28 protein-coding genes are annotated in these 26,905 nt (G+C 68.9%); 12 read left to right on the top strand and 16 right to left on the bottom strand.

What is annotated here, in order from left to right; translation table 11 throughout:
• Window positions 1-64: 64 nt before the first annotated feature.
• Window positions 65-931 carry a capsular polysaccharide synthesis protein gene (locus G6O54_RS12160; protein WP_165225362.1) on the top strand — a complete coding sequence of 289 codons (867 nt, stop codon included), beginning with the start codon at window positions 65-67 and terminating at the stop codon, window positions 929-931.
• A gap of 253 nt (window positions 932-1,184) precedes the next feature.
• On the opposite strand, the gene G6O54_RS12155 is transcribed toward G6O54_RS12160, so the two are convergent.
• The gene (locus G6O54_RS12155; RefSeq protein WP_165225359.1) at window positions 1,185-1,580 is read right to left on the bottom strand and encodes a YciI family protein; all 396 of its coding nucleotides are present in this window, start codon (window positions 1,578-1,580) and stop codon (window positions 1,185-1,187) included.
• Window positions 1,581-1,806: 226 nt separating this feature from the next.
• Here G6O54_RS12155 and G6O54_RS12150 point away from each other — a divergent pair, with 226 nt between their 5' ends.
• The 3 genes from G6O54_RS12150 (at window position 1,807) to G6O54_RS12140 (ending at window position 3,957) form a co-directional block, all read left to right on the top strand.
• A complete protein-coding gene (locus G6O54_RS12150; protein ID WP_165225356.1) occupies window positions 1,807-3,132 on the top strand; it encodes a Gfo/Idh/MocA family protein in 1,326 nt (441 codons plus the stop codon).
• A gap of 196 nt (window positions 3,133-3,328) precedes the next feature.
• Window positions 3,329-3,748, top strand: coding sequence for a hypothetical protein (locus G6O54_RS12145; RefSeq protein WP_165225353.1), 420 nt, complete (start codon window positions 3,329-3,331; stop codon window positions 3,746-3,748).
• On the top strand, window positions 3,748-3,957 hold the full coding sequence (locus G6O54_RS12140; RefSeq protein WP_165225350.1) for a helix-turn-helix transcriptional regulator: 210 nt from the start codon (window positions 3,748-3,750) through the stop codon (window positions 3,955-3,957). The genes G6O54_RS12145 and G6O54_RS12140 overlap by 1 nt, the downstream gene beginning before the upstream one ends.
• Before the next feature lie 194 nt (window positions 3,958-4,151).
• Here G6O54_RS12140 and G6O54_RS12135 read toward each other — a convergent pair whose 3' ends face one another.
• Window positions 4,152-5,327 (bottom strand): FG-GAP repeat domain-containing protein, encoded by a 1,176-nt coding sequence (locus G6O54_RS12135; RefSeq protein ID WP_165225347.1) that lies wholly within the window; start codon window positions 5,325-5,327, stop codon window positions 4,152-4,154.
• A gap of 23 nt (window positions 5,328-5,350) precedes the next feature.
• The gene (locus G6O54_RS12130; protein WP_165225345.1) at window positions 5,351-6,688 is read right to left on the bottom strand and encodes a Gfo/Idh/MocA family protein; all 1,338 of its coding nucleotides are present in this window, start codon (window positions 6,686-6,688) and stop codon (window positions 5,351-5,353) included.
• A gap of 147 nt (window positions 6,689-6,835) precedes the next feature.
• Here G6O54_RS12130 and G6O54_RS12125 point away from each other — a divergent pair, with 147 nt between their 5' ends.
• Window positions 6,836-7,291: a hypothetical protein gene (locus G6O54_RS12125; protein WP_165225343.1), complete on the top strand. Its 456-nt coding sequence runs from the start codon at window positions 6,836-6,838 to the stop codon at window positions 7,289-7,291.
• Window positions 7,292-7,308: 17 nt separating this feature from the next.
• Here G6O54_RS12125 and G6O54_RS12120 read toward each other — a convergent pair whose 3' ends face one another.
• From G6O54_RS12120 to G6O54_RS12080, 9 genes are all read right to left on the bottom strand, one after another.
• The gene (locus tag G6O54_RS12120; RefSeq protein WP_165225342.1) at window positions 7,309-7,509 is read right to left on the bottom strand and encodes a hypothetical protein; all 201 of its coding nucleotides are present in this window, start codon (window positions 7,507-7,509) and stop codon (window positions 7,309-7,311) included.
• A 70-nt stretch (window positions 7,510-7,579) separates the two neighbouring features.
• Entirely contained in the window at window positions 7,580-7,897 is a 318-nt protein-coding gene (locus G6O54_RS12115; RefSeq protein WP_165225340.1) for a DUF2442 domain-containing protein, read from the bottom strand.
• Between the two features lie 752 nt (window positions 7,898-8,649).
• A complete protein-coding gene (locus G6O54_RS37860; protein WP_250846850.1) occupies window positions 8,650-8,922 on the bottom strand; it encodes a PIN domain-containing protein in 273 nt (90 codons plus the stop codon).
• Window positions 8,915-9,187 (bottom strand): ribbon-helix-helix domain-containing protein, encoded by a 273-nt coding sequence (locus G6O54_RS12105; protein ID WP_165225338.1) that lies wholly within the window; start codon window positions 9,185-9,187, stop codon window positions 8,915-8,917. Before G6O54_RS12105 ends, G6O54_RS37860 begins: the two co-directional genes overlap by 8 nt.
• Before the next feature lie 75 nt (window positions 9,188-9,262).
• Window positions 9,263-9,595, bottom strand: a complete 333-nt coding sequence (locus G6O54_RS12100) for a hypothetical protein (protein ID WP_165225335.1) — start codon at window positions 9,593-9,595, stop codon at window positions 9,263-9,265.
• A gap of 13 nt (window positions 9,596-9,608) precedes the next feature.
• Window positions 9,609-9,998 (bottom strand): hypothetical protein, encoded by a 390-nt coding sequence (locus G6O54_RS12095; protein ID WP_165225332.1) that lies wholly within the window; start codon window positions 9,996-9,998, stop codon window positions 9,609-9,611.
• A 38-nt stretch (window positions 9,999-10,036) separates the two neighbouring features.
• Window positions 10,037-10,306 (bottom strand): ParE family toxin-like protein, encoded by a 270-nt coding sequence (locus G6O54_RS12090; protein WP_165225329.1) that lies wholly within the window; start codon window positions 10,304-10,306, stop codon window positions 10,037-10,039.
• Window positions 10,303-10,521 carry a hypothetical protein gene (locus tag G6O54_RS12085; RefSeq protein ID WP_165225326.1) on the bottom strand — a complete coding sequence of 73 codons (219 nt, stop codon included), beginning with the start codon at window positions 10,519-10,521 and terminating at the stop codon, window positions 10,303-10,305. The genes G6O54_RS12090 and G6O54_RS12085 overlap by 4 nt, the downstream gene beginning before the upstream one ends.
• A 99-nt stretch (window positions 10,522-10,620) precedes the next feature.
• Window positions 10,621-10,893, bottom strand: a complete 273-nt coding sequence (locus tag G6O54_RS12080; RefSeq protein ID WP_165225322.1) for a hypothetical protein — start codon at window positions 10,891-10,893, stop codon at window positions 10,621-10,623.
• A 164-nt stretch (window positions 10,894-11,057) separates the two neighbouring features.
• Between G6O54_RS12080 and G6O54_RS12075 the strand changes: the two genes are divergently transcribed.
• The 7 genes from G6O54_RS12075 to G6O54_RS12045 all read left to right on the top strand — a co-directional run bounded on the left by G6O54_RS12075 (window position 11,058) and on the right by G6O54_RS12045 (window position 22,746).
• Window positions 11,058-13,721 carry a C45 family autoproteolytic acyltransferase/hydrolase gene (locus tag G6O54_RS12075; protein WP_165225318.1) on the top strand — a complete coding sequence of 888 codons (2,664 nt, stop codon included), beginning with the start codon at window positions 11,058-11,060 and terminating at the stop codon, window positions 13,719-13,721.
• A 120-nt stretch (window positions 13,722-13,841) separates the two neighbouring features.
• Window positions 13,842-16,469: a DUF1588 domain-containing protein gene (locus G6O54_RS12070; RefSeq protein WP_165225315.1), complete on the top strand. Its 2,628-nt coding sequence runs from the start codon at window positions 13,842-13,844 to the stop codon at window positions 16,467-16,469.
• 4 nt (window positions 16,470-16,473) lie between these two features.
• Window positions 16,474-17,865, top strand: a complete 1,392-nt coding sequence (locus G6O54_RS12065; RefSeq protein ID WP_165225312.1) for a DUF1552 domain-containing protein — start codon at window positions 16,474-16,476, stop codon at window positions 17,863-17,865.
• Window positions 17,866-18,233: 368 nt separating this feature from the next.
• A complete protein-coding gene (locus tag G6O54_RS12060; protein ID WP_165225310.1) occupies window positions 18,234-18,410 on the top strand; it encodes a hypothetical protein in 177 nt (58 codons plus the stop codon).
• A gap of 101 nt (window positions 18,411-18,511) precedes the next feature.
• On the top strand, window positions 18,512-19,786 hold the full coding sequence (locus tag G6O54_RS12055) for an RNA polymerase sigma factor (protein WP_165225307.1): 1,275 nt from the start codon (window positions 18,512-18,514) through the stop codon (window positions 19,784-19,786).
• A gap of 135 nt (window positions 19,787-19,921) precedes the next feature.
• Window positions 19,922-20,782, top strand: a complete 861-nt coding sequence (locus G6O54_RS12050) for a hypothetical protein (RefSeq protein WP_165225304.1) — start codon at window positions 19,922-19,924, stop codon at window positions 20,780-20,782.
• Between the two features lie 416 nt (window positions 20,783-21,198).
• On the top strand, window positions 21,199-22,746 hold the full coding sequence (locus G6O54_RS12045; RefSeq protein WP_165225301.1) for a dockerin type I domain-containing protein: 1,548 nt from the start codon (window positions 21,199-21,201) through the stop codon (window positions 22,744-22,746).
• Between the two features lie 85 nt (window positions 22,747-22,831).
• On the opposite strand, the gene G6O54_RS12040 is transcribed toward G6O54_RS12045, so the two are convergent.
• The 4 genes from G6O54_RS12040 to G6O54_RS12025 all read right to left on the bottom strand — a co-directional run bounded on the left by G6O54_RS12040 (window position 22,832) and on the right by G6O54_RS12025 (window position 26,165).
• Window positions 22,832-23,245, bottom strand: coding sequence for a hypothetical protein (locus tag G6O54_RS12040; protein WP_165225298.1), 414 nt, complete (start codon window positions 23,243-23,245; stop codon window positions 22,832-22,834).
• Window positions 23,246-23,274: 29 nt separating this feature from the next.
• Window positions 23,275-24,237, bottom strand: coding sequence for a DUF1559 family PulG-like putative transporter (locus G6O54_RS12035; protein ID WP_250846849.1), 963 nt, complete (start codon window positions 24,235-24,237; stop codon window positions 23,275-23,277).
• Window positions 24,238-24,465: 228 nt separating this feature from the next.
• Window positions 24,466-24,810: a DUF2946 family protein gene (locus G6O54_RS12030; RefSeq protein ID WP_165225295.1), complete on the bottom strand. Its 345-nt coding sequence runs from the start codon at window positions 24,808-24,810 to the stop codon at window positions 24,466-24,468.
• A 215-nt stretch (window positions 24,811-25,025) separates the two neighbouring features.
• Window positions 25,026-26,165: a hypothetical protein gene (locus G6O54_RS12025; protein ID WP_165225292.1), complete on the bottom strand. Its 1,140-nt coding sequence runs from the start codon at window positions 26,163-26,165 to the stop codon at window positions 25,026-25,028.
• Between the last annotated feature and the right edge of the window lie 740 nt (window positions 26,166-26,905).

Here is a 26,905-nt window from a genome sequence, read left to right as displayed (position 1 = left end):
GTCGCCGATCTTGTGTCACGAGCCCGATCTCGATGTCCAGCCTGCATCTGGCGGGGAGCCGAGGATGAATCGCGAAGCGGACAAATCGACCATCTGGACGGCCTGGTTCCAGGGGCGAGAAAGGGCCCCGAGGCACGTGCAACGCATCTTCCGACTCTGGGAGGATCTCAATCCGGATCGCAGGCTGCACGTCATCGAAGATGCGGAAGCCGAGAGCATCCTGGACAGGGTCGGAGTGCGCCAGCACAAGGTCACTCCGCAGATCAAATCCGACATCATTCGACTGGTGTGCCTGAAGGAGCACGGCGGGGTCTGGGTGGACTCCACGGTCTTGCCGATGGCCCCCCTCTCCGACTGGGTTGATGAGCTGACGTCGCCGGCGGGCTTCTTCGCCTTCCACTCCTCGGGTGACCCTAACCTGGTATTGCCATCCTGGTTCCTGTCGTCATCCGAGGCCAACAACCCCCTCGTCTCCCACTGGTGCGATCTCTTCGTTGATTATTTCCGAACCCCACGATGCTGGGCGAACTGGAAGAGGGCGGTCTACAACGTCAAGATTCGGGATTACATCCGCTTCAGCATGGCGTTGCGCCGGAGGGATACGACGTGGTTCGTCGACCCCGCCCAGGGCCGCGACTGCTTTTTTTATCCTTATATGACAATTTGTTATACATTTGCATATCTTCTGAAGGCCGATCATGAGGTTCGCGAGATCTGGGAGCGGGTGCCCGTCCGGTGGCACACGCTCCCCGCGCTTGCCGGCCGCGCCGCCGCCGACCCCGAAACCCCTGCCGCCACCCTCCAGAAGGAAATTTGCGAGATACTGCCGCATGCGCCGGTCCACAAGCTGAATCACAAAGACCGCCGTTTCGACGCCGTCGTGACCTCCGCGAGGGAGCTGCTGGGCCTGCCGCCCGACGAAAATCCTTGATTCGATCGCCCGGGTTGCGGGCCGAAAGCACTCCAGAGCAAGCCCGCGGGCCGACTTCCGGCCGGCCGAACGCATGCGATCCGACCGGCGGACCGGGAGGCGCCACGGCCAGGTTCGAGGGGGAGGAGGACCGATCTTCCTCCGACCCATCCCGTGCGCCGCCCCGGCTCGAATCATCAAGACAGAAGACAACCTCGCCCCGTCGGCACGGCGAGCGAATCGGTGACCGGGCGCGCTCCTCCCGGATGGGCCTTCACTTTTCTCCGGCGACCGCCGCATCCCGCTCGGCGATCAGGCGGTTGATCGCCTCGTTCGCCGGCCGGATCTCGAACGGCCCCATCCGCACGCCCGGGTGTCTGGACATCAGCGCGATCGCGTGGTTCATGTCCCGGGCCTCCAGCAGCAGGATCCCGCCGAGCATCTCTTTGGTCTCCGCGAACGGGCCGTCGGTGACCTCGACCTTGCCCTCCTTCATCCTCAGGGTGACCGCGTTCCGGGCCGAATCGAGCGCCTCCCCGCCCGCGAAATGGCCGCCCCGCCGCAGCTCGTCGTCGTAGGCGAAGCACTCTTCCATCATCCGCCGTGCGTCTGCCGGCGGGATCTCGGCGAACTTCGCCTCGTCGATGAATCCCAGGCACACGTATCGCATCGGGACCTCCTTCCAGGCAGCCTCGTCGGGGTCATGCCCGGCATCGACTCGCGCCGGGCTCTCACCCTCTCAGTCGAACGGACCGGGCGGGAATCGACACCGTGCGCGAGAGAGGGGCGGATCCCCGCATCTTCGGCCGGCCCGATCCTCCCCGTTGCGATCCTCAGTCACACCGTTTAACATTTCTTTGATTCTCGACTCGTGCTCCGGCTGGAGGGCTCCTCGTATGCGTCAATCGTCGCTGAACCGTCGCTCCGTCCTGAAGCTGATGGCGGGCGGTCTCGCCTTCCCCTATGTCTCTCGGGGCTACGCCGCGGCGCCCTCGGAGACCCTCAATCACGCCAGCTTCGGCGCCTCGGGGATGGCCTTCGCCGACATCGAGTCGCTCACCGCGAGCCCCCACCTCAAGCTCGTGGCCGTCGCCGACGTCGACCTCAACCGGGCCGCCGAGGTCAAGAAGCGGTTCCCCGGCATCCGCGTCTACCAGGACTACCGCGAGCTGCTCGACAAGGAGAAGGACCTCCACTCCGTCAACATCTCGACCCCCGATCATATGCACGCCCCCATCACCATGCGGGCCATGGAGCGGGGTCTGAACGTCTACACCCAGAAGCCGCTCGCCCAGACCGTCTACGAGGCCCGGCAGCTCGCCCGGTTCGCCCGGGAGAAGGGACTGGTCACCCAGATGGGCATCCAGATCCACTCCCATCCGGTGCACAAGGCGGTCGTCGCCATCATCCAGGACCACGCCATCGGCCGGGTCAAGGAAGTCCACAGTTGGAGCGGCAAGAAGTGGGGAGACTCCGCCCCGCGCCCCGACCGCGTCGACCCGGTCCCCGCCGGCCTGAGCTGGGACGGCTGGCTCGGCGTCGCCGCCGCGCGGCCGTTCATCGCGGGCTGGTATCACCCGGGCGAGTGGCGGAAGCGGCTCGATTTCGGCACCGGCACCTTCGGCGACATGGGCTGCCACATCCTGGACCCGGTCTTCGGCGCGCTCGGGCTCACGGCCCCCGTCGAGGTCTACTCCACCGGAGGCGCCCCCAACCGGCATAGCTGGGGGCTCGATTCGGTCGTCCGCTACACGTTCCCCGCCACCGCGCACACGATCGAGAAGCCGACCCTCACCTGGTACGACGGCGACCGCCGCCCGCCGGCCGAGGTCGCGTCCCTCGTCGGCAAGGGGCCGCTCAGCGACCAGGGCTCGATCTACGTCGGCACCGAGGGCGTCCTGTACTCCCCCTACATCGACGCCCCCGTCCTGCTCCCCGCCGACCGGTTCGCCGCATACAAGTATCCCCAGCCCCAGGGCGACGATCACTACCTCCAGTTCGTCGAGGCCTGCCGGGGCAACGGCAAGACCTCGGCCCCGTTCTCGTACGCCGGCCCGCTGACCGAGATGGTCCTCCTCGGCTGCCTCTCCACCCGCTTCCCCAACAAGGCCCTCGCCTGGGATGCCGACGCCCTCAAGGTCACCAACCTGGAAGAGGCCAACCGCTTCGTCCGCCGCGAGTATCGCGAGGGCTACGGCACCGCCGGCCTGGCGAGAGGCTGAGCACGGCCTGTTCCTCCTCCTGCGGCATCGGCGGTTCAAGGAGGCGGCCCTGCTCGAAATCCTCCGCCTGATCCGCGAGGCGGGACGCCGCCCCCCGCCGGGCCGATCGGCTCGTGTCAAGAATACTTGACTTCGCGACGGTGTCAAATAGAATTGACACGAAGTCGGGAAAACATGACACAGACGAGGGGGCCGCATGAATGCTTCATTCGAGGAGAAGAGCGTCTGGATTCAGCTGGTCGGCACGGTGGTCGGGCTTGGTGCCTACTTCTTCGTCGCCGGGCGGATGCTTGCGGCAGGCGTCAGGATCCTGCCCGCCTACGCTCCTCTGTTCGCCGTGTCGGTCGTGCTGATGGTGATCTTCCTGGTGGTGGGGCACGCCGCGGTGGCGATCGCCAGCCGTCCCGAGGGGCGAGACGAGCGTGACCGGCTGATCGGATGGCGGGCGGAGAACAACTCGTCCTGGCTACTCGCCGCCGGTATCCTCTTCGCGATCACGGGCATGGTCTTCTCCATCGACAACGTCTGGATCGCACACCTGCTGCTCCTCTCGCTGTTCCTGTCCGAGGTGCTGGGATTCATCCTCCGGATCGTCTACTACCGGCGGGGGATGTGATGGTGATTCGAAATCAGATCCGGGCGCTCCGGTTCGCGCACGCCGAGATGACGCAGCAGGAGCTCGCCGAACGGATCGGGGTGAGCCGGCAGACGGTAAACGCCATCGAGGGCGGCAAGTATTCGCCGTCATTGGAGGTGGCGTTCAGGATCGCGCAGGTCTTCGGCAAGCCGCTCGAGGAGGTCTTCCAGTGCGTCGCGACGGGGTGACACCGGCACGGTCTCCATGGCCGCGTGTTGGATCGGCTCGATCACGCGGACGAGCGGATGGCTCATGACCGGCGCGAAGCCCGGGGCCGCGAACGGCGGACGTTCGTCGGGTAGCGGCCATCGCTCCGTCGGCGGTCGTGGGGGGCTGCGGTGAACGCCAGGAAGGCTCCGCCTCGACGCCCGGGCGTCAGCCGTCATCGGGATCGGTTCTCGAACCAGACGGGGCCGCCCCACTTGCCGGTCACGACGAGGTCGAGATCGCCGTCGCCGTCCATGTCCAGGACCGGGATGTTCAGGCCGGAGCCGATGCCGGCGTCCTGCGAGATCGCGTGCCGGGTCCAGGTCGGGTTCGGGCCGCGGGTGTGCGTGTAGTAGTAGACGCCCAGCGGCTTGTCCTCCTCGGGATCGCCGCCGTTGTGGGCCATGAAACGCTTGCCGGTGATCAGCTCCGGGACGCCGTCGCCGTCGAGGTCGCCGAGCGCGAGGCTGTGGGCCTGGGTCCAGGAATCGTCGATCAGGTGTTGCTTGAATGAGATGGCGTTGCCGGTGCGGACCTGCTCGTACCAGAAGATCCCGTAGCGGTGGGCCGACGACGTGATCAGGTCCTTCAGGCCGTCGCCGTTGACGTCGATCACGAAGATCTGGGGCGTATGCTGGGCCACCTTCTGCTCGCGATCCCCGAGCAAGAGGGGGTGCTCGGTCCAGGTGCCGTGACGCGGGTCGGCGGGGGCCTCGTACCAGGCGCCCGGGCGGATGAAGTCGGGGCGACCGTCGCCGTTGACGTCGCCCACGCCGACGCCGTAATCGTAGAGCTTGTCGGAGACGACGTGGACCGCGAAGCCGGCCTTGCCGGCCGGGTCGCGGACGCGCTCGTACCAGACGGTCCGCTGCACGGAGGGGACGACCTCCTCCGCCTTGCCGTCGCCGTCCACGTCGGCGAGCTGGCCGCACTCGAAGTTGCCGTTCGCCTCGATCAGGGCCTCGGGCCACTCGCCGGCGGCCGCGGCCGTGCCGACGTTGCGATACCACGTCGCGTGCTTCTGGAACCAGTCGCAGGCGACCACGTCGAGCTTGCCGTCGCCGTCGACGTCGAGCGCCTCGTTCATGAAGTCCCAGCGATAGCCCTTGCCCTGCTCGTCGACCTCGCCCTTGAGCGTGCGGATCTTCGTCGGGCGGAAGTCGGGGGCGAGGTAGAGGAGCTCGCCCGCGACGACGTCGGGCTTGCCGTCGTTGTTGAAGTCGGCCGCCGCCAGCGTCTCCGACCGGAAGTGGCCGATGCGGTGCGGCACGAACTTCGGCTCGTCGCCCCGCGCCGTGGCCGGGGCGATCATCAGGAACATCGCGACGACATGGATTCCCAGCCTCTTCATCGGACGGCTCCTCGAGATTCTCGTCAGAGATACCACCCGCTTCGATAGGGCGGGTTCACCAGGGCATTGGCCGCGGCCGAGTTGGTGAATCTCAGGCCGACGGGATCCCAGGCGAGCCGTCCCGGCGTGCGGAGGGCGATGTTGCCGAGCTGGACGACCTCGGCGAGGTGGGCCGCGTGGCCGTCGAAGTTCGACCCCGCGGCGTGGCCCCCCTTGCAGGCGTTGATCCACTCCACGTAATGGCCCGGCGAGCGTTCGAGGACGCGGGGCGGGGGGCCGAACTCCCTGGCCCGTCGCGCCGGGATGAGCTCGTGGCGGAGCATCTTGCCCTTGTCGCCGACGATCATCATCCAGTCGCCCTCGGCGAAGGGGGCGTCGGGCTCGAGCTCCTCGGGGCGAGCCGGCTTGAGGCCGCCGTCCCACCACGTGATCGTGAGCGCCGGGCGGTCGAAGCCGGCCGCGAAGTGCCACCGCGTGATCGAGGCCATGGGCGCCGACTCCTGGCGGACCTCGGGCGGGAGCTGATGGTTCGAGGAGCAGGCCTCCACCCAGTCGGGATGGCGGTCCTGGAGCTTGAGCGCCTTGAAGACCGGGGAGAGCTCGTGGCAGGCGATGTCGCCGAGGACCCCCGAGCCGAAATCCCACCAGCCGCGCCAGGCGAACGGATGGTAGCTCGGGTGGTAGGGACGAATCGGCGCGGGGCCGACCCAGACGTCCCAGTCCAGGTTGGCCGGGACCGGCGGGGTGTCCTTGGGGCGGGGGATGCCGCGGGGCGAGATGGCCGGGTAGCGGTTGGAGCCGGCGTGGACCTCCTGCACGGTGCCGACGGCGCCCGCCCAGATCAGCTCGGCCATGAGGCGGTGTTCCTCCGAGGCCTGACCGTAGTTGCCCATCTGGGTGGCGACCTTCGCCTCCCGCGCGGCCTTGCCGACGGCCCGCGCCTCGTACACCGAGTGGGTCAGCGGCTTCTGGCAGTGGACGTGCTTGCCCGCGCGGAGCGCGGCCATGGTGATGATGGCGTGCGAGTGATCGGGCGTGGCGATGGTCACCGCGTCGATGTCCTTCTGGGCGTCGAGCATCTTGCGGTAATCGGAGTAGATTCGAGCCTTGGGGTAGAGCTTCGCCTGGCCCTCGAGGATCGATCGGTCGACGTCGCAGAGCGCGACGATGTTCTGGGTGGACAGCTCCTTGACGTCGTGGCTGCCGATGCCGCCGACGCCGATGCCGGCGACGTTGAGCGTCTCGCTGGGGGCCTTGTGCCCGGGCCCGCCCAGGACGTGGCGGGGCACGATCGTGAAGGTGGCGGCGGTCGCACTCGCGGCGAGCACGCGACGGCGGCTGAGCGTCTCGGAAGGCGTCATCGGCGGTCCTCCCAGGAGGGATGGTGTGGGGAGTGCCGTGCCCCGGTACCAGTCGTGGTCCGGGAGGAGGGTTACTCCGACGAGCCTAACTCGCGCCGGGCGAGGGATCAACCGTGTGGCGGCGCGGTAGGATCGAGGTCCTGCTCGGTGGGCCTGTCCGCCGGGCCTGGTCGTTCGGCGACGGAATGGGGATTCGTCATGGGGCTCTTCTCCCGACTGTTCGGTCGATCGAGGCGTATCAACGTCCTTGTGCCAGTCGATGTGGCGACGGGGAGATATGCGCTGACGCAGGAAGTACGCATCAAATGGCGGCCGTCGCAGACGGTCCCGCCCGCACTTCGAGACGAGATTGTCGCCGCATGGCGTGACGACGGGGCGGTGAGGTCGGCGTCAATCCTGGATGTCCTGGAGCAGCCGACCGGCGCCACCAAGATCTTCCTGACCCTCGGCCTTGATAACCCCGGCGAAGACTTCCATCGAGTCGGCCCTCGACTCCGAGAGGCTTTTGACCGTTACCCCGAGCTGAGAAACCGATTCTTGATCGGCGCCGACCTGGTGCGCGAGGTCCCTCGCGAGATGGCAACCTATCAGCGAGCGAGATGACCACACGCCGCGTCTGGTTACAGCCTTGGGTGGCCGGGGTGGAGCCGCAGCCGCTCCCCGGGAGCGCCGCGGCGGGAAGACGGCAGGCCGTATCGGCGGGCGCCGATGGAACTCGCCAGCGAGAGCGGCAGGGCGACCAGGCGGAAGGACACCATCAGGCCCCAGGCGACCAGGATCCACCGTGGGAGGGGATCGTCGGTGCTGGGGCTGATTCGCATCGGATCGCCCATTTCCCTTGAGCCGAAGGTAAGAGCATCGCGGCGGGGCGGAGACGGCTGCCGGTCGCGGCTAGGAGGGCTTCGGGATGGAATCGATCCGCTGGTCGAGCCATCGCTTGAAGGATGCCTGGCTCTCTCCCGATGGTCGACCGGCCAGCAGGGCATCGACGCTGATGTCTTCGTCGAGATCGGGCCAGTGAATGCCGCGGCCCTGGCCGATCAGTTGCCAACGGCCCCGCTCCTCGGGAGTGCCGTGAAGCAGCCGAGGATACCAGCCCAGCGGTGCGGCGATCGAGCGACCATCGGACAGCTCGATGCTCAGGGTATCGTCCGTGACGACCAGGTGAGTGGCCGTGGCGGACTGCGTTTCAGCCGTGGGAATACTCATACCAGCTCTCCCGCAGTCGCTGCTCGCCCCACTCCCCAGATGAATCGTAGTCCTCGCGGGACGGGGTTCGTAGAAGTACCCCGTCTCAAGTATCGCTTCGCTCAAATCCTCTTGATAGAGGACGTCCAGATCAAGCGAGGGGGGGCCGCAGCCGCGGTCCAGGTCGGCTCGGACATCTTCCAGGGAACCGTCGTCCCAGATGCGATCGATAGCGAGGGAAGGTGCAAAGCTGCTATCGGGCAAGTAGTAGAGCCCCGAGGAATCGAGGACATCGGCGACGGTTTGGACGGCTCCCCGAAGGACCGTGCGTGCGACGGGATCTGTCAAGAACGTGTGCCATCGAGCGATGTGGTCCACGAGGAAGAGCCGGCGGCCGAATCGAATGCGAAACGTGCCAGGCAGGCGGAGGACTCGGAGGCTGTACTCCAGCCCCCAGGACGGCTCATCGTCCCGATAGGCGGGATTGGACGCCAGGAGAAACTCGCGAGTCCATTGAACCGCCGGCCCAAACCCGGGACGTCGGGCAATCCAATTCGGGTCGAAACCCGAACCGAGATCGAGGTCGTGCTCGCCGATGGCGGTGAAATCCACGCCCATCTAGCTAGACCCGCCAGTTCGCGAGGGTTAATGGGTAGCCGAGTTGCTGGACACGTTGGTAGTGGGCAGTGTTGCCGGTGACGAGATCCAGCCCATGGAGGATGGCCACCGGGGCGATCATGGGGTCGCAACGGCCGATTGGACGGCCAAAGCGGTCAAGGTCGCCGGCGATCAGGCCCGCAAGGTCGGGCGGTGTCCTGATCGAATGGGAGGATCTCCTCGGGGATTATGGCGTCGCGGAACGCCTGGATGCGCTTCGGCGACGCTCCGGCCTTCTTCAGGCCCTGGATGATCTCCATCACGGTGATCACCGAGAACGTCAGGCGGCGATGAGCCTGTCGGTAGGCCGTTGCGTTGTGGGTGACGGTCTTGTCGATGGCCTTGAGGATCTCGGAGTAGATGTCGGTGTCGAGCAAGGCTCTATTCAACGCCGGACAGCCTCCACGGCCGCTCCTCCCTGACCTTCATGGCATGCTTGACGGCCTGGTCGAGGAGGTCGGCATCGTCACGCAGGGCCCCGATCGAGCCGAGGCCCGCATTGCCGGCCGTTCCGGTCGGCTGTCGCTGCTGGCTTTCACGGCGGAGCAAGAGTCGAGCAGCCTCGGCCATGGCGTGATCGACGGACGCGTACCGGCCCCAATTCACGACGGCTTCGATGGAGCGCTCCAGGTCGGGCGGTAGGCGGATCGTCATCGGTTCGGGTCCTTTCGTACCTCGATTCTATCCGTTCGGTCGGCGCCAGGTCGAGCGCAGCCTGATTCGGAGAGCCTACCCGCCGGGGCGATCGGTCCGCCGCCCATCCGCCCCGAACACCTCCACTCGCCGCCACTCGCCGCCCGGCTCGTAGCCGTCCGGGAACACGTCGAAGTAGGTGCCCGGGCGCACGCCCAGGCCGGCCAGGAACGACCCGAGGCGGTCGGCCCACGCATGCGGGTCCTGGCCTGAGGCGAACTCGAAGTCGAGGTGGAATCCGCCGCGGCCGGTGCCCGCCCCGCAGTCCGCGGCGGCCCCGCCGAAGAACGCCTCCAGCTCCTCTTCCAGGTCGCTCCGGGAGGGGCCTTCCACGCCGGCCGGGCAGTAGAGGAAGATGTTCGCTCCCACGTTCCTTATCCCATTACTTTCCGACATGATCGCAATTGCGTATGGCCAATCGATCGCATCCGAGCCGGGCGAGCCAGAGGGCGGCGAGGAGGACCAGCCGGTCGATGACCATCGCCCACGATTCGAATCCGTCGGGTCGAAATCGGTTGCCGTGAATGATGCAGAGCATGAACGGTGCGAGCGGCCATCCGCGATAGAACAGGGCCCTCGTGATGGGGTTCAACTCCCTCGGGGCGCTTTCAATCCAAACCTCCTCCCATCCGGGGTCTCGGAGGTTCGCCCAGGTCCACGCCGCGGATAGCCCCGTCAGGATGACGACCGGGATCGGCCGGGCGGGATGGAGCCGCCGGGTCACGGCGACAAGGGTGAAGACGGCGAGTGCGATGACGAGGCCATCAACCATGATCAGGCTCGAGCGAGAATAGGCAATAACGAGACCATTCAAAGCTGAGCGAGGAGGTTGTCATACGCCGCATGGGAGCCGATCCAGAACCAGACGACGGTATCGCCCTCACGCACGCAGACCGCACGGTAACTGATCCCGACTCGGGCCGAGAAGAGGAGCGGATCGGTATGGACCTGCTTGAAGTGGAGGCCGGGATGTGCCGGGTTCTGGCGGAACAATCGATACGCGTCCCGGGCCTGCCGCTGGACGTGGGCAGACAAGGCCGCGAAGAGCTCACGGAAGCGTCGCGTCGTGCGCGAGTTCATAGGCGGTCGGGGTCGAGTTCTTCGGTCAAGCCGGCGTGATGCTCGGCGAGGGCCTCCGCCGCCAGCCCCGCGAGCTTATGAGCAGATCGGGCTATGGCTCTATCGAAGTCGTCCTCAGCCTCCAGTTCGGCCAGGAGCCGCTTCGCCAGCACCACCTGCTCGTCCTCGGACAGCTTGGCAGCCTCAGCGAAGGCCTTCTCCAGCAGCGTTGTCATGGCAACTTCCTCTCACATCAGCCCGGATGGACCGACTCCATAACGCGACCAGCCTCATGATACCAGAATCCGACTCGGCGCGAGGTCAGGTGGTGATGCCTATCCCTCGGCAAGCCGGAGGCCAAGCACCCTCGGATTGCCGTCGTCGTCCTCGGTGTAGACGAGCCACACACGGCCGCTCGGCCCGAAGTGATACTCGATTTCACCATACCGCCAGATCATCGGTTGTCGTTCACTTCGGCTTGAGATCATGAAGTCAGTAGGCTCGCCGAGGAGCTCATGCAGTTCCTTGAGGGTCATTCCCAATCCTTCGGATGGATCGACCACGGCTTCGCTCTCCACCGCTGAGCACCAGGGCTCTTTCCACGGCAAGGATGCCGCGCTCCCAGTCATGGGTCAAGGGAACACGCCCCGAGGTCCCGAGGCCCGGGGGCTTCCGCGGCGGGCGGGTGTTTCCTAGAATGAGGGCCCTCTCACCTCCTGATGATACCCATGCCGGCGGCCGCACCGGCGAGCGGAAGGAACGGGGCGAGTCCATGGCGAAGCTCTCGCGGACGATCGTCGTTTTCTCGGGATGGCTGACGACCTTCGCGGCCGTCGCGGCGAATGAGCCGGCGCCTTCCCCGGCGCCGGGGGCGAACACCACCCCCTCGCCGGTGAAGCTGGCGGCCGGGGCCCGGGAGTTCCGGCCCGATCCGGCGGGCGTGCAGCGGTATGGCCCGGGGTATCGGTATCCCCAGGCCGGGTTCGTCGTCGTCCACGTCGAGGGGGAGCCCTACGACCGCGGCTATCAGCACGGCCGGCTGCTCGCCCCGGAGATCGTCAAGTTGATCGACGGCCTGGCCGAGTACCGCAGCCGGACCGACCCGGCCGGTGGCTGGCGCGACCTGAGGTTCATGGCCGATGCGCTCTTCCTCCGCGGGATCGGGGCCGAATACATCGAGGAGATGAAGGGCATCGCCGACGGCGCCGCCGCGGCCGGCGCCAAGTTCCAGGGCCGGCCGCTCGACCTCCTCGACATCGCGACCGTGAACGCGGACATCGAGACCACGTTCCTGGACGACGCCCTGGACGCCACCGCGACCGGGCTCGAAGGCAAGCGGTTCCGCGAGCCCGCCGAGGGGACGACGCGGAAGGCTCCCGAATCGCACTGCAGCGCCTTCGCCGCGACCGGGCCGGCCACGGCCGACGGCAAGGTCGTCTTCGGCCACATCACGATGTGGAATCTCGTTCATGCCATCCACTACAAGGTCTGGCTCGACATCACGCCGGCGCGGGGGCACCGCGTGGTGATGCAGACCTATCCCGGCGGCCTCATGAGCGGGCTCGATTACTACATGAACGACGCCGGGCTCGTCGCCTGCGAGACCACCATCGGCCAGACGAAGTTCGACCCGAAGGGGATCCCCCTGGTCGACCGGATCCGTCGGGCGGTCCAGTACGCGGACTCGATCGACGGCGCCGTGAAGATCCTCGGCGAGGGGAACAACGGGCTCTACTCGAACGAATGGCTGCTCGCCGACACGAAGACCAACGAGATCGCCATGTTCGAGCTCGGGACCCACAAATCGAAGCTCTGGCGGAGCAGCAAGGGCGAGTGGTTCGGCGGCACGCCGGGCTTCTACTGGGGCTGCAACAACGCCAAGGACTTGCAGGTCCGGCTCGAGACCGAGCCCTCGCTCGAGGGCCGGCCGGCCGACCCGGTCTTCCATCCTCACGACCGTGACCGCACCTGGCTGAAACTCTTCGACGCGAACAGGACGAGGATCGACGAGTCGTTCGGCTTCCTCGCCTTCACGACGCCGCCGCTGGCCGCGGCGCGGTCGCTCGACGCCAAGTTCACGACGACCGACCTCGCCCGCGAGATGACCTCGTGGGCCCGGTTCGCCTCGCCGATGGGCCGGCTCTGGGAGCCGACCGACGCCCAGCGCCGGCTCTACCCGGACGTGCCCCCGCTGGTGCCCAACGACTGGACGCTGATCCGGGTGGCCGATCCGAAGCCGGCCGCCACCAGCCCCGGCCCCGTCCCGGCCGCGGCCGTGGACCTCGCCCGGGGGAGCGGCGGGCGCGGGGATCGGCCCGACATCAGCGGGCGGGACCACACGCCCGCCTGGCACGGCACGATCCTCCCGGAGGGGGACGCCGACCTCTGGCTCGCCTCCGCCTTCTCCGGCTACGAGCGGATCGTGGCGCTCGAGCTGGCCTACCGCAAGCAGGCCGCGGAAGGCGGCAAGGCGACCGATCCGGACGACGAGGCCCGCGAGGCGATCGGCCTGGCACTCTTCGGGCCGATCTCGAGTTACCTCACGGCGGTCGTCCGCCGGGGCGGGGACATCCCGCTGGCGGCGATCCATCCCGATCTCCGCTCGGACGAATGGTACGACATCGCCGCGGGCAAGGGGGTCCTGGTCCTCGCCGCGCTCCGGAAGGCGATGGGCGACGAGACGTTCCTGCCGTTCATGGACGAGTTCGGCCGCGGCCACGCCGGGCGGCCGGTCACCACCGCGGAGTTCTTCGCCGCCGCCGAGAAGGCCAAGGGCTCGCCCTTCGGCCGCGCGAAGGACCTCTGGCTCGGGGGCGGCGGGATGGGCCTCGACTTCGACGAGGCGCTCAGGTCGCTCGGCGGGGCGGCGTACGACCACTGGCGATTGAACCAGTTCTGGCCCGTGGGCGGCTTCGAGCGGCAGCTCGACGCCACGCTCATCGTGTATGGCACCCTCGCCGAGTCGGACGCCCAGCGCGAGGCCGCGAGCTTGCTCCAGAAGAAGCTGGCGGCGCGGTGGGCCAATATCCTCGTGCCAATCAGGTCCGACGCCGAGATCACGGAGGAGGAGCTCGCCGCCAACCACCTGCTGCTGATCGGCAGGCCGGCGACCAACAAGGTGGCCGCGCGGCTGGCGGCATCGCACGCCTTGCTGCCCGTCCGGTTCGGCCCGGCCTCGGTCCACCTGGGCAACCGGACTTTCGCCAACCCCAGGACGGCCGTCGCCGCGGCCTGCGTCAATCCCCTGGCGAAGGCGAAGGCCCGGTCGGTCGTCGTCTTCGCGGGCCTCTCCGCCGAGGGGACGTACCTGGGCATCTCCCGGATCGTGAACTCCGGCGGCTTCGCCGCGCCATCCCTCGTCTCCGAGGCCGATGCGCCGGTCGTCCCGGTCTATCTGCCGCTCGATCTCGCCCCACCGCCGATGATCGGAGATTAAAAAACCATAAGTCCGGGTCGTCGAGGGCGCCATTGTCGCCTAAACTGGATGGCGCCCATCCTGCCCCGGCTCCTCGCGGTCCCGATAAACCTCTCCATCCTCCAGCCTCCGGTGTTGCCCATGACTGCCCCCAGCCATCGACACCGGCCGATCCGAGCGGATCTGGGGCGGCTCGTCCTGCTCGTGGCGATGGCCCGGGGCGCGGCCCTCGCCGCGGAGCCGTCGCCGCGGGACCTCGAGCGGGCGAGGACTTTCGCGGACGAGGCGAAGCCGGTGCTCGCGGAATACTGCGGGGCCTGCCATGCCGCCGGCCTGAAGAAGGGGGGCGTGAATTTCGACGGCGGCGACGACGCGGGATCCCCCCTGCTCCGCGACGGCAAGCTCTGGCTGGGCGTCCTGAAGAACGTCCGGGCGGGGCTGATGCCCCCCGCCGGCGAGCCGAGGCCCTCGGCCGATGAGGTGAAGGCGCTGGAGGCCTGGATCAAGCGTTCGGCGCTGGAGATCGACCCGGCCGATCCGGATCCCGGTCGGGTGACGGTCCGCCGGTTGAACCGGATCGAGTATCGGAACACCGTCCGCGACCTGATCGGCGTGGACTATGACACGGCCGAGGAGTTCCCGCCCGACGACACCGGCTTCGGCTTCGACAACATCGGCGAGGTCCTGACGATGTCGCCCCTCCTGCTGGAGAAGTACATCGCGGCCGCGCGGACGATCGTGGCGCGGGCCGTCCCCGTGTCCTCGAAGGTCGTCGCCGAGCACGTCATCCCCGGGAGGGCCTTCCGCCGGGGAGCGGACAAGGACAAGGATGATGGGCGGTCCAGGCCCGCGCCGAATGGGCCGCTCTCGCTCTCCTACTACGAGCCGGCCTCCGTGGCGACGACCTTCCAGGCCGAGCACGCGGGCAAGTACCGGCTGGTCCTGGACCTGGCCGCGACCGAGCGGTTCGTGGATGGCGTCTTCGACGCCAACCGCTGCCGGATGGTCTTCACCCTGGACGGCGCGGAGCTGCACCGGAAGGACTTCACGCGGCAGGACGGGCGGACGTATCGGTTCGAGGCGGACCGCGAGCTGACCGCCGGGCCGCACGAGCTGACGGTCCGGGTCGAGCCCCTTCCGCCGGCCGCCGAGAAGGTCCGCTCGCTGGCGCTCCGGATCGACGACGTGAAGGTCCGGGGGCCGTTCGACGAGAGCCACTTCGTCAGGCCCGCCGACTACGCGAGGTTCTTCCCGCGCGACGTTCCGGCGGACCTCGCCGGGCGCCGGGCGTACGCCCGGGAGATCCTCGGCCCGTTCGCCTCGCGGGCCTTCCGCCGCCCGGCGGATGACGCGACGGTGGACGGCCTGGTCGCCGCGGCCGAGACCGGCTGGGGCGTGCCCGGCGGGACCTTCGAGGCGGGGATCGCGCGGGCCTTCACCGTCGCGCTGGCCTCGCCCCGGTTCCTCTTCCGCGAGGAGTGGGTCGACCTCGCCTCGTCGGCGAGATATCCGCTCGTGGACGAATACGCCCTGGCGACGCGGCTGTCCTACTTCCTCTGGTCGTCGATGCCCGACGACGAGCTTTTTCGACTGGCGGCCTCGCACGGGCTGCGCAAGGACATGACGAACCAGGTCCGGCGGATGCTGGCGAGCCCGAAGTCGGCGGAGTTCTTCCGCCACTTCGTGGGCCAGTGGCTGCAGGCTCGCGACGTGGACTCGGTCCTGATCAACTCGGTCGCGGTGGCCGGCCGCGACCTCGTCCGCGAGCCGGACGCGGAGAAGAAGCGGGCCCGCTTCCGCGAGCTCAACCGCAAGCCGCCGGAGGAGCTGACCGAGGCGGAGAAGTCCGAGATCAAGGAGGCTCGCGCCGCCTTCGCGTCGGCCTCGAGGCGATTCAAGGACCTGGAGCTGACCCGCGACCTCCGCCAGGCGATGCGGCGGGAGACCGAGATGCTCGTCGAGGACGTCCTCCGCAACGACCGCCCGCTCGTCACCCTGCTCGACGCGGACTTCACCTTCCTCAACGAGCGGCTGGCGAAGTTCTACGCGATCGAGGGCGTGAAGGGGGACGAGATGCGGCGCGTGCCACTGCCGCCCGGGAGCCCGCGCGGGGGCGTGCTGACGCAGGCCACGGTGCTGACCGTGACCTCGAACCCGGACCGGACCTCGCCGGTGAAGCGCGGGCTGTTCATCCTGGAGAACATCCTCGGGACGCCGCCCCCGCCCCCGCCGCCGGACATCCCCCCGCTCGAGGACTCTGCCCGCAAGGGGGGCAAGCCGCTGACCCTGAGGGAGACGCTGGCCATCCACCGGGAATCGGCCTCGTGTGCCTCGTGCCACAACCGGATGGACCCCCTGGGCCTGGCCCTGGAGAACTTCAACGCCCTGGGCCGCTGGCGGGAGGCCGAGCGGAACCAGAAGATTGACGCATCCGGCAAGCTCGTCACGGGGGAGGCGTTCGACGGCGTCCGCGGGCTCAAGAAGGTCCTGGTGGACGGGCACCGCCGCGAGTTCGAGCGCTGCCTGGCCGAGAAGCTGCTCACCTACGCCCTGGGCCGCGGCCTCGAGGCCGCCGACGTGGAGGCGGTGGACCGCCTCGTCGATCGGGTCGAGGCCTCGGGCGGCCGCGCCTCCGCGCTCCTCACCGGCGTCATCGAGTCCGTCCCGTTCCAGAAGCGGCGGCGGATCGGCATGGAAGCGGACACGGGGGCGAAATCGAAGGCGGCGGACGCGAGGACAGACGATCCAACCCATGCCATCGGGGGATGAGGCTATGAGCGAAAGACTGACCCGACGCCACGTCCTCCGCGGCCTGGGAGCCTGCGTGGCTCTGCCGGCCTTCGAATCGCTGGGCGCGGGCCGGCTGCTGGCCTCCGAGGGCGGGCCCGCCGGCGCCGCGGCGGGGGCGGGCCTGGCGCGGACGGCCACCGGTGCGCCGCTCCGCGCGGCGTTCGTGTATTTCCCCAACGGGGCGATCCCCGCGTCCTGGTGGCCCAAGGCCGAGGGCAAGGGCGCCGGGCTGGAGCTGAGCCGGACGCTGAAGCCGCTGGAGTCGTGCCGGGAGTACCTCCAGGTGATGGGGGGCCTGGCCCACGCGACGGCCGAGGCCGGCCCCGACGGCGCCGGCGACCACGCCCGCGGCGGCAGCACGTTCCTCACGGGCGTCCGGCTGAAGAAGAGCGCCACGGATCTTCGCGCGGGGATCTCCATCGACCAGTTTCTGGCCCGCAAGGTCGGCCACCTGACGCGGCTCCCGTCGCTGGAGCTGGCCTGCGAGCCGGCCCGCAAGAACGGCTCGTGCGATTCCGGATATTCCTGCGCCTATCAGTACAACATGTCCTGGAGCAGCCCGACGACGCCGGTGCCGCCGGAGTCCAACCCGCGGCTCGTCTTCGAACGCCTCTTCGGCGAGGGCCCGCACGGCCGCCGCGCGGAGAGCCTGGCGCGGCGGCGGGCCGACCAGAAGTCGATCCTGGATCACGTCCTGGACGACGCCCGCGCCATGCAGCGCCGGCTCGATTCGGGCGATCGCCGCAAGCTGGACCAGTACCTGACGAGCGTCCGCGAGGTGGAGTCGCGGATTTCCCGCGAGGAGAAATTCGGCGCGGCGGCCGATCCGGCGGTGGAGTCGCCGGTCGGCGTCCCGACCGACTACACCGAGTACGTCCGCCTGATGTACGACATGCTCGCCCTGGCCTTCCAGACCGACACGACCCGGGTGGCGACCCTGCTCCTGGCCCACGACGGCAGCAATCGCTCATTCGATCACATTGGCATTTCCGAGGGGCATCACGACCTGTCGCACCACCAGAACCGGGCGGCGTGGATCGAGAAGGTCGCGGACATCGACCTCTGGTACGCCGCCCAGTTCGCCCGCTTCCTGGAGACGCTGAAGTCGACGCCGGACGTCGACGGCAAGCCGCTCCTGCACAACGCGATGATCGTGTACGGCAGCGGCAACGCCGACGGCAACCGCCACACCCACAGCAACCTCCCCGTCCTCCTCGCCGGCCGCGGCGGCGGCACCCTGGAGGCGAATCGCTACGTCAAGCACGGCCGCAAGCCCATGACGAACCTGTTCCTCTCGATGGCCGACCGGATGGGCGCGGGCGCAGCCGACCTGCCGCGGTTCGGGGATTCCACCGAGCGGCTGGGGGATGTGTGAGGATGGGACCGAGGGATCGGGACCACGTCGTGGTCCCATCGCTCAGGGGCGAGGCACCGTTCGCGGGTTCAGCTCGAACAGGTCCATGAACCATCGTGCAAATTGCTCGCCGAGGGGGCGTTTCGCGTCGAGAGCCCGCGCCAGGACGGCGACGTGAAGCTTGCGGCCCGGCGGAGGATGCCACTCCGCGCATTGACCATGGAAACGCGAGCCCGAGCATCCGCCAGATGCCGTCGCCCATGCTTCCGATCGGCACCCGGTCTTTGATCCCTTCCAACTTCACGAGGATTCCGGCGCGGGAGGCTGTTCTTATCCCCGTGCGGTATCTTTGAGCCCTCGATGAGGCGATCTGGACGATCCCCGGCTCGATGATCCGCATCGCGTCGATGACCAGCGACGAGGAGGTTGACGAGACCAAACTCCCTGATCTCGAAGCTGCTGAAGCCTCGGAAATTCGCGCCATCGACGCCCGTGGGATTGAGCCAGGCACGCGATCTCGGCCCGAACGGACGGGCCCAGAGAATCCGAATGCGAAGCTTCGATGAGGAAATCGGCCGCCACGCGAGCCCGGACGGGAGAATCATGGAAGGATTTCCCGTGACCGTGCATGTTGTGGGTGGTAGGCCGGACTGGGGAGGACGGGCTCATGAGCGGGGGAGAGCCTTCGGGGGCACTTCGAGACGGCCGGGCGCTGTTCCGCAGCGGGATGCTCGGCGGGCTGACCGACGGGGAGCTGCTGCGACGGTTCGCGGGCCGGGTTGACGGCTCGGCGGAGGATGCGTTCGCCATCCTGATGGAACGGCACGGGCCGATGGTCTGGGGCGTCTGCCGCCGGGCGCTCCCCGACCGGAACGACGCGGCCGACGCGTTCCAGGCGACGTTCCTGGTCCTGGCCCGGCGGGCGTCCGCGGTCCGGGTCGACGACTCGCTCGGGCCGTGGCTCCACGGCGTCTGCCGGCGCGTGGCCGCCAGGGCACGGGCCACCTCGTTGCGGCGAAGGGCGCGGGAGTCCGGCGAGGTCGACGCGGTCACCGGCCCGGTCCCCGATCCGGCCGACGCGGAGCGGCTGGCGATCCTCGACGAGGAGATCGGCCGGCTGCCCGAACGCCAGCGCGCGGCGGTCGTCCTCTGCGACCTGGAGGGCCTGCCCCACGAGGAGGCGGCCCGCCGGCTCGGCTGCCCGGTCGGGACGGTCGAGAGCCGCCTCTCTCGGGGGCGGCGGCTGCTCCGGGACCGACTCGTGCGCCGCGGGCTCGCCCCGGCCGCCGCGGCGCTCGGGGCGGGATGGGTCCGCGAGGCGTCGGCCGCAATCCCCTCGGCGCTCCTGACGCATCCGTCCCTGTTCGTGACGAGTTCCCCCGCGGCCGGCGGCGTGTCGGCGGCGGCCACCACCCTTGCTGAAGGAGCAATCCGGATGATCTGGCTTTCCAGGCTGAAACTGCCGGCTGCTTTCGCGTTGGCCCTCCTCCTCGCGACCGTCGGCGTCGCCGTCCACGGACGCCAGCAGCCCGCTGCGCCCGCAGGGCGGCAGGATCAGGCGAAGGCCGCCCTCTCCCCGCCGCCGACCGTCGCCAGCGCTCCGGACCTGAACGCCAACCGGGCGCTGGCCAGGAAGCAGCTCGCGCTGATCGACGAGACCCTGGCCATGCTGCACCAGTTGGCCCGGAACGCCAGGATTTCTCCCTCCGCCGCGCCCTTCTCCGTGTGGGAACGCCGCAAGCTGGACACGCTTCGCAGGGCGGGGGCCAGCAAGCCCGAGATGGTCGCGGAGCTGGAGAAGCTCATCAAGAGCCTGAAGGAGCAGGAGGCGATTGCCGTGGCCATGCATCAGGGTGCTCGGGCCACCGAGGTCGATGTGAATGACGTGCGGTTTCGGATCATGGAAGCCGAGACCTTGCTGAACGAGGAGAAGGCCCGGTGATCCGCGCCGGGGCCGGCTCGACGCTCGGCCCCTCGCTGTTGCACTCGGGGCTTGCCGCGGCGGAGGCCGATCCGCATACTTGGCGGCTGGGACCGGCCGCGCCGCGGTCGGCGGGTTTCCTGGTCAGAGAGCGTCATGAGCCTCGTGAATTCATCCCGCCTCCGCGCGTGCCGGGGGATCGTCCTCGGCCTTGTCCGACCCTCGAAGACGAAGGCTCGTCCCGCCGCCTCGCCGCGGCCGGCCCGCCGGTTCCGACCGGGGCTGCCATCCGCCACGCCCCTGGAACCACGGGCACTGCTGAGCGCGGCCGCGGTTGCCGCCCGGCCCGCCGCGGACACCCAGGCGACGATCATCCAGCAGAAGGACGCGACGATCGTCCTGCCGGGCCCGCTCGAGCCGGGCCGGACGTATCTGCTGGTGGTCGCCTTCTCGTACAACGGGCGTCCGTCCGGCACGCAGTACACGCCGCTGACGCTCTGGAAGACGCTCGGGCCGCAGGAAGGGGTGATCGTCTTCGCGTCGAAGCTCTACGCCAACGCCGTGTTCCACGGCTCCGCGGCGAACCTCGAGCGGGTGACCCGGGCCATCAAGGCGAGCGTCGACGCGGCGGTCGCCGCATACCCGGTTGACCCCAGCCGGATCATCCTCACCGGGCTCTCCGGCGGGGGGAACTACGCCGAGTACTTCAACCTCAAGTATCCCGGCTATGCCGCGGCGGTCGTCGACAACTCGGGGCGGGTCCCGCTCGACAAGTTCAAGCGGGGAACCTTGCCGACCGCCGAATCGTTCGGAGCGTCGCGCCGGGTCGCCATCCTGCTGGCGAGCCCGAGCGACGCGGAGTTCTACAACGACGCCGTGAAGGGCAGCCTGCCCTATTACAAGTCGATCGGCTGGCAGGTCCGATTCTACAGCTTCCCCGGCGGTCACAACTTCGCCCCCATCCGGATCTACAAGAACGCAATCGATTGGATGGAATCGCTGCCGTCGTGGCAATGAAGGATACCATGCTCTCGCGAGCCGTCGCTCGCGGCCGGCCGCGAGGGCATCGGCGACTCGGCCGGGTCCAGGTGGCCTGCGTGCTGCCCCTCGTGACGCCGAGCGGGCTGTGGGTGGCCCGGTACGCCGCCGCTGGCGATCGTCACGGCCGTCTGCGCCCGGGCCGGCGTGCGATCCGCGAGGGCGCGGCGGTTCGCCGATCATCGCCGCTGAATGTGTCGGTGTGACCTGCTCCTTGGCCCGGACCGCTTGCGGGGTTCGAGATTCGCGAGCATCCGAGGCCACGATGACTCGCACTTGAACGCAATTTCATGACGCACGTCGCGGGGTGATCTCGACTGCATGGGACACCGCCGGCCTCCGGGGCGACCCGTCCGGGTCGGACGCCGGCGACGCGAATCTGGAGCGACGCGACGATGGGCACAACACGCAGGAACTCGCGGCGTCGGACCGGCTATGATCCCTCGCTCGAGCCCATGGAGGGCCGGAGGCTGCTGTCCGGCGCGGCGGGGAAGTTCGCAGTCTACCAGGGGCGCACGGCCCTGACATCGACCGATGACTACACGCTCGCCTTGAACCGGAACAACGTCCGCAACGCGCTGGGGAACCGGGTGCTTCTGAGGATCGACGCGGAGGCGACCGACGGGACCTTCGACCCGGCGGCCGTGGGCCTGGCCTCTTCGTCGCGGTGGGGCGTCTGGGCGATCACCGCGCGGAACGACTCGGGATCGGGCAAGGGCGCGGTGACGATCGCCTCGGTCGCGCCGGGCACGCTGACGATCCGGCCCAGGGCCCAGGCCGGGACGACGGGGGGGTATCAGATCGGCGTCTCGCTCGCCGGCGATGTCGACGGCAACTTCCGCGTGGATCGGGCCGACCTGGCGGCGATCCGCTCGGCCTTGCGTGCCGGGCCGGCGTCGACCGTGCCGGCCGGGACCGACGTCAACGGCGACGGCGTCACCAACCTCCGGGACTGGGCGATCGCCCTCCGCAACCTCGGGGCCAGGACCTCGCTGCGGCCCCTGGAGCTGACGTCGCGCGTGGATCCCGCCGACGACCCGGAGGGGGACAACGTCGTCGGCGAGGACGTCGAGCGGACCGCGCTGACGGGCAAGACCGCGCCGGGGTCGATCGTCCGGCTGGACGCCGGCGGCGACGGGACCATCGACGCGATGACGACCGCCGCGGCCGACGGCACCTATCGGTTCGCGGTCGGCCTGGCGACGGGCGTGAACCCGTTCGTCATCCGGGCGGAGGCGCCGGATGGTCAGGTCGCGCGGCAGTCGGTCTCGGTCGTCCGCGGCCGGGTCGCCGCCGTCGTCCGCGAGTCATTCGACTTCACGCGGGGCGCGCAGGGCTGGACGTCCGGGTTCGCCGACATCCCGGCCAGTCCGAATCCATCCTACGAGCTGGATTCCGGGATCCGCGACCTGCCCGCGGACCTCGGCACGGGCGGGACTGGCTACCTCCTCCAGAGCCACAACCGCTCCGACGATGCCTTCATGTTCCTGACCCGCAAGTTGACGGCGGCCGACGGCGTCGTCGCGCGGCAGAGCTACCGGATCTCATTCACCCTGAAGTTCGCGTCCAATGCCCCCAGCGGATCCGCCGGCATCGGCGGCGCGCCGGGCGAGTCGGTCTATCTCAAGGCCGGCGCCTCGGCGGAGGAGCCCTCGGCCGTGGACCAGGGGGGCATGCTGCGGATGAACGTGGACAAGGGGAACAACGCCGTGGGCGGTCCCGCGGCCTCCGTCGCCGGGAACATCGCCAACGGCCTGGCGCAGGGGAGCGGCGCGAGCGTCCCGTACGTCTCGATCACCCGCGAGCACACCCACACGGCCGTCGTCACGGCCGACGCCCAGGGGAACCTCTGGCTCCTGGTCGGCACGGACTCCGGCTTCGAGGGCCTGACCACCATCTACGTCCAGGGCATCGACGCCACCCTGACCCCCGTGACGGGCTGAACACCCGCGGCCGGATACGGCGCCGCTTTCCCTGTTCATCCGGGCTCGGCGGGCATCCGGATGGACAGGGAGAAGGAGTAGTGGGTTACTGCGGGGAACGACCGCGTAAGGGTATCTTGGCCACAGCCTTCTGGCCCCGGTGCCCGGGGTCGAGCTTGCGCCGCTCGAGGTTCTTCAGGTCCTCGGCGGTGGGGGCCTGGGCCTCGCGGAGGGCGTACGCGTCGCGCTCCGCGGCCGGCCAGTCGCCCGACCGGGCCTTCGCGACGATGGCCGAGAAGACCTGATGCTCGGCGTCCGAGACGTGTCCCTCGGCCCGGCGCTTCTCGATGAGGCGGGCGTTGGACTCGAGCCATTCGGAATTCCGGGCCGAGACGGCCGTGGCCAGGGAGGTGATAATCTCCCGGTTATCCGCGGCGACCTGGGGCGGGCCGCCGCAGCCGCCAAGCACGAGCGAGAGCGCGAGCGCGAGGATCAGCGGCCGACGAGGCGATGTCATCATGGGCGGGTTCCTCCTCCTCGGTGCGGGCCTCAATACGAATCGGCGCTGATGACCTCGCCGCCGGAGCAGGTCGCCAGGGCGGGCCAGACGGCCTGGCTGATGCTCGACCGGGCGAAGCGGACGCTGCCGTCGCCCATCAGCACGTTGCAGCCGTCGGGATGCTCCGCGAACATCCCGCAGAGCTTGGCGGAGCGGGCGTTCGGCGGGTGGATCAGGGGCGGGTCCTCGCCGACGTTCGGGCCGCTGTGGACCAGGGCCTGGGTGGCCGCCACGTCGCACCAGGAGGTCGCGAACCGCGGCGTCGGGCAGCCGATCGCGCCGGGGACGATGCCGACCCAGGTCTTGTCGCTGAGCACGGCGCTGTGCTCGCCGACGAAGATCGTGTTGGAGAGCCCGTCGGTGACCGAGGCGGCCCGGGTCCGGCTGTTCCGGTAGATCGGCCCGTCGGCCAGCGTCGTCCAGTCGTCGGCCGCGTAGCCCCAGGCCTCGCGGCGGCCGGCGCTCGCCGCGTAGTGCGACCGGCTGAACCGGGCCAGGACGTTCCCCCCCTCGTCCTTCACGTCGTATTGCAGCGAAGACTCGCTGACCGACGGGCACAGGAAGGCGTTCAGCGAGGTCCGCGCGCCGGTCGTGTTCGCCATCGACCAGCACGGCAGGTTGACGTTGAGCGAGGCGTAAAGGGGCGACTGCTCCATGTACGGCAGGAGCAAGGAGCCCCAGGCCCAGCCGGGGCCGGTGTCGCGGGTCAGCGGATCGGGCGTGCCCATGTTCGCGTTGCCCCCCGGCAGGATCAGGTAGCCGCACGGGAACTGGCCGTGGGTCTCGTGATAGTTGTGCATGGCCAGGCCGATCTGCTTCAGGTTGTTCGTGCACTGGGCGCGCCGGGCCGCTTCACGCGCGGACTGGACCGCCGGCAAGAGTAACGCGATCAGGACCGCGATGATGGCGATCACGACGAGCAATTCGATCAGGGTGAAGGCGCGGTGACGCAAGGTGGGCCTCGGATGGGATCGGGGGTGGATGATGGCTTCACGGACGCAACGGCGGCCGGCGCGGGGGCGCGGCCCCTGGCGTCGCGTCGAGACGAGGATTTGTCATGGCGAGGGGTCGCGTCGACCGCCGATCCGATCCGCGCGAGGGCGCGTCCCGGTCGGGGCGGCGAATGCGGGCCGACGGGAGTTCGGCCCGGGGGCGGGCGCGGGGGCCCGCGTCAGGAAGGTTCAGGCGAGGGGCGGGGCGCGCGGGGCGGACGGGCGATCGAGGGCCGGGGGGAAGACGAGCGGCGGGTCGTCCGCGGGGCGGATCCGCAGGACGTCCACGAGCCAGGCGCCCCAGGGATCGGCGACGAGCTGGCCCTGGGCGTGGAAATGGCAGAACGGGCAGTCGTCCGCGGCCCGGTCGTGCGAGCCGGCGGGATGCCCCGGAGCCTTCGGCAGTTCCGACGAGAGCGACGCGGGGTCATGACCGAATCCGGGCAGCGCATGCAGGCCGGCCCCGCCGAGCGAGATGCCCGCGTAGAGGGCCAGGAACGAGGCCAGCAAGATTCGGTGAGCACGCCGTCGCATCGAGCTTCCGGCCCCGAATGACCAGCACCGACAATTCGGAACGCCGCCGATCGCCGAGGTTCAAGCCGAGCCGACTCGAGTCGAACCCCATCAATTCACTTGAATGAAGCGTCGTCGAATTGTCAAGTGGGCCCCGCCGATCGATCCCGAATGCCCGTGCGCCGCGGCGGCGAGCCGCGCCCGGCCCCGGGCCCCGCGGACATCGGCCGCGGAGCCTAGCCCGCCTGCATCCGACGGACCTCCGCGCCCGCCTGCATCCGATGGACCTCCGCCCGGGGCACGGCCGGCCAGGCCGAGACATCGAGCGGACCCCGCTTCACCGCGGGAGGCGATCCCTCCTCCACCGTCCTGATCAGATGAAGGAGCAATCTCGTGTTGATCGCGAGGACATTCTTGAGCCCTTCCATGCGCGCGTGGGGCGGCTCCCCCCCGGCCTCGACGGGCCGGGCGAAGATCTCGTCGAACTCCAGGGAGCCGAAGAACCGTCGGTGAAGCTCCCGATCGTCGGCCTCGTAGAAATCGAGGATCCGATCGCGGAGTCCCTTGCCCATGTAGTTCCTGTCCCGGCCGAACAGGAGCTCGGGGGGGCACAGGGTCTCGAACAGGCCGCGGACCGAATTGTCGTCGATCGAGGAGTAGATGCCGTCGATGGACCCGAGGACCTCGCACAGGTAGGGGTTCAGGGACAGGTTCTGATGCCCGGCGGACGTGCGGGGGTCGGGCGGCTCCACGCCGAGCCGCTCGTAGAAGTCGGCCAGGAGGCCGCCGGCCGGGAACGCCGAGCGATGCACGGGGATCACCGAGACGCTGCCTTCCCCGTAGATCTCCTGGAACCGAGTTGCGTTGGACAGGAACGCGGGCAGCCCCGTGAGCAGGCAATAGTCCGTCCATTCCCCGAGCGATTGGCCAAGCTTGTGGCCCCACTGCTGCCACGCCGAGAAGATCCAGTCATCCGGCTGCCGGATGTAATAGATGACCTTGACCCTCGAAAACAGCGAGGCCAGCAGCCGGTGCATCGCCTGGGCGTGCGTGAGATGGAGGTTGCACAGGTTCTCGGACGAGATCAGGATCGTCCTGCAACCGGCGTCCGCGGCGTGGGCCAGCGCCTCGTCGATCCGGCGTTCGAGGTGTGACAGGTCGAGCATGCCCGTCATCAGATCCTGAAAATACGAGACCGGGGGAATCGAATGGGCCGGCCCCAGGATCGGCTCGAATCGGAACCGGAGCCTGCTGTCGGGGATGAACACCGATTTCCGCTCGAGCACCTCGAGGTCGTGGTAGAGGCTTGATTGGATGGCGGTGGATCCGCACTTGGAATGTCCCGGGTGCAGGATCAAGTTGATGGGATGGTGCATGATATCTTCTCCCCATCCTGAACAGGGCGACAGCATACGGCCGGGAGGGGGCCGGTCGGAAACGAGACGTCGGGCGGAGATCCTGGTGAGCCGGCGGGGTGGATACTCCGGCCAGGGGGCCGAGCATGCGACGGAGAGCATCGCATCTGCGTCCGGGCACGCCATCCCGCGCCCGAGACGTCCGATCCTCAGGACTGGCCAGCCCATGGCCGTCCTGATCCTCGCCTCCATGGACAGAGACAACCGACTCGGCCAGGGCCCGAGGCCCGACAATGGCCGCGCGGGACGATGGTTCCACCGAACCGCGACATCGAAAGCATCGGATCCCATCGGGGAAAGTGCGCGCGGTTCTTGATGATAGATCGGGAGAAATGGCCAATCGGCATCGTCCGGTATCCCCAAGGCTCGCTGACCAGGGTATGTCATCGAGGCGAGGTGTTACGCATGACTGCATCAATCATCGAGGCGGAGGGACTCGAGATGGAACGGTCGCGAGTCGCGACGAGGGAGCCTGGCGCTCCTTGCACCCACGCAGAGATGCCGAGTGGTCGTGATGGAATGCCGCGGGATCGCATCGGCCCGGGAGTGAGGCATGGCTCCCCCGACGGCTCGCCCTCCGTGGCGTTCCTCCACGGCCACCCGGCGCCAACCGTCAAGGACTCCGAGCTCCGGAGTCCGGCCGTTCGAGGCCGGCTCACGGGATGGATCGGCTTGTTGGGCCGAAAGGTCTTGCCTCATAA

Source organism: Aquisphaera insulae (assembly GCF_011064615.1).
Taxonomy (GTDB): Bacteria; Planctomycetota; Planctomycetia; order Isosphaerales; family Isosphaeraceae; genus Aquisphaera; species Aquisphaera insulae.
Note: the sequence above shows the minus strand (reverse complement) of the source record. Positions and strands in the feature narration are given on the sequence as shown.